The sequence below is a fragment of the Labilibacter marinus genome, from assembly GCF_001659685.2.
GTDB classification, from domain to species: Bacteria; Bacteroidota; Bacteroidia; order Bacteroidales; family Marinilabiliaceae; genus Saccharicrinis; species Saccharicrinis marinus.
Map to the genome: position 1 here is coordinate 1 of NZ_LXYE02000071.1, position 9,198 is coordinate 9,198.

Consider the following 9,198-nt stretch of genomic DNA (forward strand, 5'->3'; position numbering starts at 1 on the left):
GAAATAACGATTATCACTATAAGTCCATTGTACCTGAGCTGGAGTATCCGTTACAGTCCTGTCAGTCATGCTGCCATGATGAATAAGAGATGCAGGTTGATTTACTGAATTTTGAATTACAAAAGCTCCATTATCACAAACCACATCTCCATTAATGGTCATTTGAGCTCCTGGCTGAAGAGTAAGAGTGACACCTGAATTAATAGTTAAATTATTTACCTGAGCTAAAGATGAATCATCAATAATAGGAGCACTTCCAGAACTACCAATAACTATATCTGTTCCTGCTCCTGGAATAATTCCAGAACCCCAGTTACCTGGATTAAACCAGTTGCTTGCATCACCAGATTCATCTCCCATCCAATCAAAGCTTGGAATAGAGATGGAACCAAAAGTAATATAATGACTATTATCTGATCCATTAAATCCAAAAGTGAGATTACTATCTAGGTTTACTGTACCATCACCTCCATTATCAGTAATTGTTCCAACATCTACCTTCGACCATTTATCCGAAGGAGATAAATCGGTCCATCTAACCACTCTAAACTTACTATCAGCAGTAACTCCACTAGATGGATCCCATCGTAAAATAAGATTTGCACTATTTCCACTTACTGGCGCCTCTACTCTCCAATACTCATTATGACTAACATAGGCAACCTTCTCGCTTTCTGGTGACTCAACCCTACTATCCGGGTCATATCCATCATCAGCTGGATTACTATCATAATACTCAGCCTCCCAAATACCTCCTGCACTTACATTATCAACAGTAATGTTTCCGTATCGACTATTAGCTCCAACAGGAAAATCGAATGAACTACCACTATTCATAGCTTTTCGTAAAGGACCTTCAACAAAAGAGTTTGCTCCAGTTTTCACTATAGAATTAGCCAAGGCATTAGTTACTGTTAAACTTCCATTAACATCTTTGGTATTCAATACGCCTTCTGTTAAACTAAGTTGATTAGTAATTTCTATATCCATCAATATACTTGCCTCACTGAAGTTATCCATTTCCAGAGAGTATAAACTATTTGAAGAAGTGAAATTGCCCGAACCCGATATTGTTTGCAACATTGATCCATTTAATATCAACACTCCATTTCGGGCTTCATACGTACCTCCATTGTAGTTTATGTCACCTTGAGCATAAATATCACAACTGTGTTCATTAACAATTTCAGGACTACCTTCAAAAGTAAGATCACCTACAATGAAAAAGTCAATATTAGGCAATCTTCGTTGCCCCGAACCACTAACTGTTAAATTATTAACTGAAGTAATTTCACTCAAAATATCGTAATTTGTTCCTGTCCCCGTATATTCAAGTGTACCTCCTGTAGCCGCAAAGAACTCGTCATAGACTCCCGCAGGTAAATCACCGCTTTCTACTACTAACTCCCCACTTCCATCAACATCACCTAGTCTATGTCCTGTTGTAGAAAGTATCCTTAATAATCCAGAAGGATTAGTTCCTGTATTTTCAATAGATGTTTTATATGCTGAATTATAATCATCTTCCATATGAACATCATTTACAACACGAACAATACTACCTGTTGGACCTCCTGCAGCAACCCCTACTCCAGGGCTACCGATTACATCAGTATCTACATCATATAAAGCCCAAGTACTAGGTTCATCCCAACTACCATTTGCAACAGAAATATAAGTTGGCACCTTTTCGGGTATCGCATCTCTCTCTCCGGCAGTATAATCACCATCTATACCTATATCATCTGTTCCTGAGAAAGAAAAGTACAATTCGGTTGTTACTTCATTAAACTCATCATAGTCAGTACCTCTCTCCCAATATCCCTCATCTGAATCTAACAATTTAGCAGCAATATATAAGGCTCCATTTCCTAAAACATCCCCATCATATCCTTTCATTACACCCGATGCATTAAAGTTAGAAATACCTCCTGCATCTAATGTCCAATTATACTGCAACACTCTATCCTGATCAGCTAAAGGAATACTGATGTGAGGTTCATTGGCAGCCTTCACTCTAATGTAACCTTCATCTCCAGGATTATTTCCCTGCGTATTAATATCAAAGGAAACAGGGGTATATTTACCAGTAGAGCCCATTGGGTAAATAAATGGTGTTGAAGATGTAATATGTGGATAATATTTTTTTATACCTGCATCTGTAAACGAGATATAAGTCTGTATCATATTATTCACCCCAAAAGGAGTTACCTGTATTATTTCAGCATCACTTGTTAATGTTAGCATATTTTTACCTATGTCAAAAATTCCTTTTTGCATACGTAACTCATCTGTAATTGTAGTTACTTGTGCTTCTGTTGGTACTGAAACACCGTAAGGGTTATTGACCGTAAGCTTAGCAAAAGTACCACCTCCTGTCAATTCTTGAATCTTTGATTGACTATTGAAAGTAATACCTCCAACACTTGTGCCTGAAGTGGAAGTTACAATATTACTAAATACATTACCTAATGTACTTACCTCACTATCCTTACAATCTAAAGTTCCATCTTCTAAGGATAAATTATTTGATATAGTAATATTATTATTTAAGGATAAATCACCAGTTCCATTCTTCGAAAAGTTATAAAATGAAGTTTCTCCTGTAATACTCTGATTAGCAACTCCATTAAAGTAAGTAGTGTTACTATTAGCGTTAAAAGCACCCGAATTAACTAAATTACCACCTACATACAAATCCAGTCCATTGGCATCAAATTCAGTACTACCATCTATAGATAAATCACCATCAAGATTTAATGAGGTAGTCCATATTTTTACAGATGGAGTATTACTACTTGCATTACTTAATATCACGTTTTGTAAATGCTTAGTTGCATACACACCAATTACCTGTCCACTTGCCGTTTGCGTATCGTCTCCTCCCATAGTAAAACTACAACCATTTGCTATAGATACTGTTCCTGGATCGAAATACAAAGCCGCCACTGAAGGTGAAGTTTGTTGAGCTGCAATAGTGATATTACTATTTTCTTCAAGCTGTACGAACGAACTTCCATCACCTGTTATTTCAAATACACCGCGATTATTCTCCTCTGCGTAATCATCAGTTCCAATTACGACAGTACTGTTGGCTTTATTCTGATTAAAAGACAATAAACCAACATCAGAAGTTGTTGAACGACGAATATGTGAACCTACAAATAAATCTCCTTCTTCTATATTTATGGTTGCTGTTCCTGTTGCAGAATACTCAATATAGTTGTTAGTACCTTCATTAATATTCCAAGTACTACCATCTCCAACTTCCATTAAACCATCAAGGTATATACCATTATCATTACCAGAAATTCGAGCTATAGCATTATTAATTCTTAATGATGCATCGGATGGAATCCAAAAATCTGCACCTCCACTGCTTAATGTGATATCTACAGCACTATTATCAATGGTTAAATCGCCTTTTTTAAGATATAATGCTTTAGTATTTACATTACCATTAGTTGGTGCATTTAAAGTAAACTCTTCTAAGAAGTCTATAGTAGCAGAGGACACTGCTTTATCAATAATTAATTGAGATAGCGTAATTTTATTATTTGTAAGTAGCTCACTATTAACTATCGTATTATTAGATCCGTTAAAGATTAAGGTGACATCACAATAGTTTGTTCCATTCCATAAGTCTAATGTAGATGTTCCTATTTCAATATCTTCTCCAATATACAATTTATGAGTTAAAACACTCGTATCCCACGCATTAGCCAACACTTCGCAATCAGCTCCTTGCATCTTAAGGCTTCCTGACACATATAGTGATCTGCTATAATCCCCATAGTAAAACTGTAAGCTACCTCCATCTTTAAGTAGTAAATCACCTTTTACTGTAACATCAGCATTGATAGCCCAAGGGTTAATAAAACAATCGCCCCCCCAAATCTCAAAATCATTATTTACAAGAATATCAATCCCGGGAGTGACTTTAAATCCCCCTGTATCATTCAATCGGAGTGTAGGATAAGTAGTTACCGTTGTAGGCATTGTATATTGCTCAGAACCATAATACTCAAAAATAGCCGTTTCATCATTCATAAATTCATTCCAATCTCCCGAAGGAATATGAGGAGAAACTAAAGAAGTATTAGAAGCGGTACTAAACTTCCCTCCTCCTTCAATCGAATTAAAATTATGACCGGTAGTTGTACCAATATCCAAGGTTGGAGTGCTTCCATTAGGTATTGTCCGCTGAGAAGCACTAATAGTAACTTTTGCACAAGTAAAACCATTACTTGAAATCCAAACTGAGTCATTCCTTGTATCTGTACCTCCAATAATCAGAATATCAAATTCATCTGGTGCTTTATTTGTTGCACTTGTGCTGCTATGCCCGACTGTTGACCAGATTGCTTTATTTGTTACATCACCATTGCCTATACTATATAGCACCCTTGGTTGGTTAAAACTTCCATTAGAACCTGCGGTATACTCTACTGACGTATGTAATCCACCAGCATTAAAAGTAATTACACCATCTCCAGCAACAGTGCCACTACCTCCAGTCCATGTACTTCCATATAAATATTGTGAAGTCCGGGCGTTAGCAGCAATCGTTCCATTATAATCTGCAGTAATTTTAATATTTGTTAAATCACTCTCCAACAGACCTTCTGATTTTAAACGCCAATAGTAACTAAGAATATTAGAACCACTAGCCGCAGGATGTGCATTGTTCACCGGATTAACGGCTATTGTTCCCGTATTGGTCCCTGTAAAACCACTATTAGCTATTAATGTAAATGGAGAGTATTTGCCAGAAATACCAATAGGGAATTCTGCAATAACCCCATCTGCAACATATGCCAAAGTTAAATCTATAGGCAATTCCAAACCTCCAGCACCAACAGTACCATCAGTCATAATCATTCTGTTTACACCAAAGCTTCCGCTATTGATGATTCCACCCGAACCAATAGATAATTTGTAACTACCCGTATTAACAAGAGCATCACGCTCCATTATTAACTGATCAATAGTTACATTACTTCGTAAAGTTGCTCCTGCTGTATTGAATAGCTCGACCCTACCAAAAGTATTATCATAAGCACTCGATGCATATAAATTTTGGTTAGCATCATCAGTTAATGCTATACGCCCAGGATTTACATTATCCGTAACAATACTTCCATCTGCAAGCGTGACATGACTTTCTAGATTTACTGTATATCGCTCAATTTGAAAATTACCTCGCGTGATAATTAACGAATCGTTAACCGATATAATTGTATTCTCTTCATTTTCCGAACCTGTATTTGGTGTTTCTGAACGACCTGTTGTTTCCGCAATACTTACAATATACCTATCAGAACCATCACCTTTAATATCTTTATCTATTACCAGTTTATCAAACTGAAGATCTCTATTGGTACTATTATCTTCAATCGTAATTACCGAATTTTGATTACCATTAAATATCGTTTTGTTATTACCTGTGGTATAATTTGCTCCTTCTTCAAAAATAAAATCACCTCCTATTTCAACATTATTGCTATTGGCATTAAAAGTTGGTGAGTTAGTTCCTTCAATGGTAAAGTCGTTAAGAACCTTTAAATCTGATGCAGAAACAGCAACCACGTCTCCGTCATCAGGACCGAAATTTGTGTTCGTCAGAGTTCTGGAATTTACATTAGAATTTCTTACAGTGAAATCATAGAATGGAATCCGACTTACCATCTTATAATCACTATTTTCATTCATGTCAATTATCACTTCGCCTCCAGTCACATTATAATTTCCTTCATCACAATTTATCACTAATGCAAAATCTTTTTCTCCATACCAACCATTCCATTGTTGATACCCTTTACTCATAATATTAAGAATACCTCCTGACATTTGAAAGACATTAGTAGCATATGGTAGATGAAAGGCAGCATAATCATAATCAGGCCTTGCACTAACAATATTGGTTACTCCTCCTGTCTGTATATATGCACCAACATGTGTACCCGCAGCGCCTGTAGCTGAAGTAGAAAATGAATTTAATGTTACACTACCTCCATCTACTTGAAAAATTCCTTTACTTCTTAACAGAACTCCATATGCATTAGTGGCTGAAAACTGTGCACTACCAGACACCTTAAGCTTTCCATAAACATAAACATACCCCCCATCACTGATTACATCTGCACTTTCCGCAACCCATAACATTGCATCTGAATCTATATCATAAGAGTTGTCTGCTGATAATTCAGGGATATTAATATTACTTCCCAATTTTAATGTTCCCGTTAACAAATTAAGTGCTTTATTCCCCTCTCTATCTCCCCCTTCTTCACTATCCCCAGAATATCCTTCATTATTTCTACCATACAATTTAAAATTACCTGGACTTGTTGCCGTAACTTCTAACATAAAAGTAGCATCAGTCCCCTTATCACAGGTCAATTGATTAAATACAGTTATGCCATTACATTGCAGTGTTTGATTTGTAGTAGGATTGTTAAAAATAACATTAGCTCCTCCTGTATTATCGTATGCTGTATATCTATAATTTGTTAAACGCGTAAACTTGGCAATTCCTTCATTTTTAAAGTTACCTTTAATAATTACCTCGTTATAGTTACCATCTCCACTTCCAACTGCTCCAGACCCCATACCCACTTCACCTGTAGCAGTCACATCAAAATCTCCATTTATAGTAATAGTACGTTTTGTTGTAGAAGTATTGTTTATCTGAAACTTTCCAGTTTTCACATACAGATTACCATTTAAATCTAAATCCGCAGCCCAAGTTAATGTTCTACCTGTATTTAAATCTACCTCTAAGTTGTAGAATTCTTGAGGACTGCTCACTTCAATATTATCACCATAATATACAACTGTACCCTCTCCTTCTCCTTCAGTTACAAAATCATCATCATTAGTAAAAACTGGGTAATTATTCCCCGATAATAGAATTCTTCCACTTCCTTTTAAAATATTAAAAGTATTGCCTGTTGTACTTCCAATATCTAAACGACCATCGACAGTTATATTTGCAATATTAATGGATGCAGCAATATCAGAAGGTACTGTAATTGTTTTTCCCGTTTTAATAACAACATTATCCGTACCCAACTGAGGATATGTATTTCCTGGATTATTAAAAATAGCTGCAGCAGGATCGAGTGTCCAAGTTGAAGGCTCATCCCAATCTCCTGATTTAACAGCATAATACGTAATTCCTGCCTTACCTAAAACTGGGCTATCAGTTTGGTCTGTTGTTCCAATCGTATAATATCCATTGTTCAAATCTGAATTTAATACACTAAACACCACCTGATCGGCATCACCAATACTTGCTGTAGCTCCACTGACAGGAGTATAATCACCCGAAGTTCCACTTCTATATAATAATACATAGTCGCCAATAGTTTGCGGAAATAATCCTGCTGGAATACCCTCCGCAAAATCGAAAGTTATATCGGCATTTATGGTACCCGTTTTCTCAATATACCAATCTTTTGCCCATCTTTCTTCAACAGTACCTGTTATCTCAGTTTCCACAACGGAATTTGCACTATTATTATGAGCAAAAATAACATACTCACCATCGTCTATGCTATTACCATTCTCTGCCACATAAAACCCAGCCGAAGAAGCCGAAGTTACCGAACCGTCCGATTCCTGGCCTATTCCTGTGTAATCTGTGAAGTAACTGTTTGAATTGGTAAAAATATCTGTAGATACAGTAATCCCATACTTCTGACTTAAGTAGTTTTCAAGTATAAGTCGCTGTGCATTGTTTAACCCTGTTTTATAAATAATAATTTCTGCTACATCGCCCTGAAAACTTCGAGTATCATTATATGGTCTGTAGGTTCCAATATGTAAATCAGAAGACATGTTACTTATAGAACTTGTATAATTATCTGAGTCGTACAAATTACTGTTTGAAAATCCTAGAATACTTCCTCTAGAACTTTCATAAGTATTCGATAAAATATATGATGTAGTAGTACTTAAATTAGTATTGCCAGATAACCTATCATTATTATTTAAATTAAAAATTAAGTCATTATAATTTAAATATAAATTATATGCAGATTGATCATCAAAATCATCGCACTTTGCTAATATTCCTTGCCATTGCCTACTAACATTATCTGGTTTTAAAACCATAATTATGCTTAAACCATTATTCCCATCAAGATTATCATCATCAGCAATGGAAAGAAAATCCTGATTAAAACGAATAACTGGGTGATTATTGAAATCAGCACCGCCGTCAGCTAAGTAGGTAGGTCGATCACCAGCAGTAGATTGCGCTGCTACAAAACCAAACGATGATTGATCGGCCCAGCTACTTACTACATCCGATCCATCTTTGGTAACACCATCGCTGGCCTTGAGCCAAACAATCACATCCTCACTATTACCAACACCCCCCGGGCCTGTTTGAGCAATACCTTCACTTGCTCCCACCACCATTAACACAACAACTAAAAAAGCGTATATATTTTTCATAAATAGATATTTATAATCTCAAGTTCTTTTAACAACACGTAAACAATCTGCAAATTTAGTATTCTTATTATTAAATTAGAATACTTATTACAATTGTTCAACATTAATTAAATCGTTTTACGAAGAAATAAATATTTGTTATAAAAAAAGGGATAACTCTTCATAGTCTTTACATAAACACATCATAACATCTGACTAAAGTCTAAATATCTCAAATACAAAAGGGTTTAACTAACTTGCATCACACAAATCAATTAAACCCTCTTTATAATTCAATTTTATTCTTTACAGATAAATACCTCTTATATTCACATGGTATTAATTAAGCCCTATCACCTTCTCTTGATATGATGAACTATCTATATTTACCTTTACTATATATAAGGTATTAGCCTTTGGCAATTCAAACTCAGAAACAGTTCCATTAAGATCATATTGACCGATTAACTGCCCTGTTAGATTATACAACTCAATTAACCTATCTTTACCTCGTAACAATTCCTCTGTTACTTTAACCGTTACTTGCTGGTTAATTGCATAAATTAATACATTTTTATTCGTAACAAGTTGCTTATTATCATCCTCGATATCCGTTGTTAAACCTTCAAATTTTAACTCAAAACGATCTAACTCTTCTCCAGCTTTAGATACGAAAGTATATTCTGGTGTTTCATTTAGATTTATTGTAATATCCTCTACATTATCTACTAGGAATACATTATCAGTTTCTGTAAA

Annotated in this window: 1 protein-coding gene and 1 pseudogene; both read right to left on the minus strand. The window is 35.4% G+C overall.

Features of this window, described 5'->3' with window-relative positions:
• Window positions 1-8,463: pseudogene (locus A8L32_RS23140) on the minus strand (hypothetical protein); the annotation flags it as partial.
• A gap of 318 nt (window positions 8,464-8,781) precedes the next feature.
• A partial coding sequence (locus tag A8L32_RS23595) for a T9SS type A sorting domain-containing protein (protein ID WP_158027290.1) occupies window positions 8,782-9,198 on the minus strand: 417 nt, incomplete at its 5' end.